This is a genomic window from Burkholderia aenigmatica, from assembly GCF_902499175.1.
Classification (GTDB): domain Bacteria; phylum Pseudomonadota; class Gammaproteobacteria; order Burkholderiales; family Burkholderiaceae; genus Burkholderia; species Burkholderia aenigmatica.
Window position 1 is genome coordinate 1 of record NZ_CABVQC010000157.1, and the last position, 805, is coordinate 805.

Annotated in this window: 1 protein-coding gene; it reads right to left on the reverse strand. The window is 66.1% G+C overall.

Annotated features, from left to right (window positions below; translation table 11 throughout):
* A partial coding sequence (locus BDO18943_RS42460; protein ID WP_235996344.1) for an AMP-binding protein occupies window positions 1-803 on the reverse strand: 803 nt, incomplete at its 3' end.
* Between the last annotated feature and the right edge of the window lie 2 nt (window positions 804-805).

Here is an 805-nt window from a genome sequence, read left to right on the forward strand (position 1 = left end):
GACGTATACAGGATGAACAGCGGATGCTCGGCGCCGACCCATTCCGGCTCGCACTGGTCGGATTCGGCGGCCGTCAGTTCGTGCATCCACAGATCGCGCTCGGCGTGCCAGTCGATCTTGCCGCCGGTGCGGCGATAGACGATCACGCTCTTCACGGCCTCGCAGCCGCCCATCGCGATCGCTTCATCCGCGATGCTCTTCAGCGGCAGCGTCTTGCCGCCGCGTGCCTGCTCGTCGGCCGTGACGAGCGCGGTCGCGCCGACGTCGACGAGCCGCTCGTTCAGCGACTTCGCGGAGAAGCCGCCGAACACGACCGAGTGCGTCGCGCCGATGCGCGCGCAGGCCTGCATTGCGACGATGCCTTCGATCGACATCGGGATATAGATGACGACGCGGTCGCCCTTGCCGATCCCGCGCTTCTTCAGTGCATTCGCGAAACGCGACACGCGGGCGAGGAGATCCGCATAGGTGACGCGCGTGACGGACCCGTCGTCGGCTTCGAAGATCACCGCGACGCGCTCGCCGTTACCGGCTTCGACGTGACGGTCGAGACAGTTGTACGACGCGTTCAGCTCGCCGTCGTCGAACCACTTGTAGAACGGCGCGTTCGACTCGTCGAGCACTTTCGTGAACGGCTTGTGCCACGCAAGGCCCTCGCGCGCGAGACGCGCCCAGAAGCCTTCGTAATCGTTCTCGGCTTCGGCGGCGAGCGCACGGTAGGCCGGCATGCCGGAAATGGTCGCCGCCTGCTCGAGCGCCGCGGGCGGCGCAAACTGGCGGGTTTCGTGAAGAACCGATTCAATCG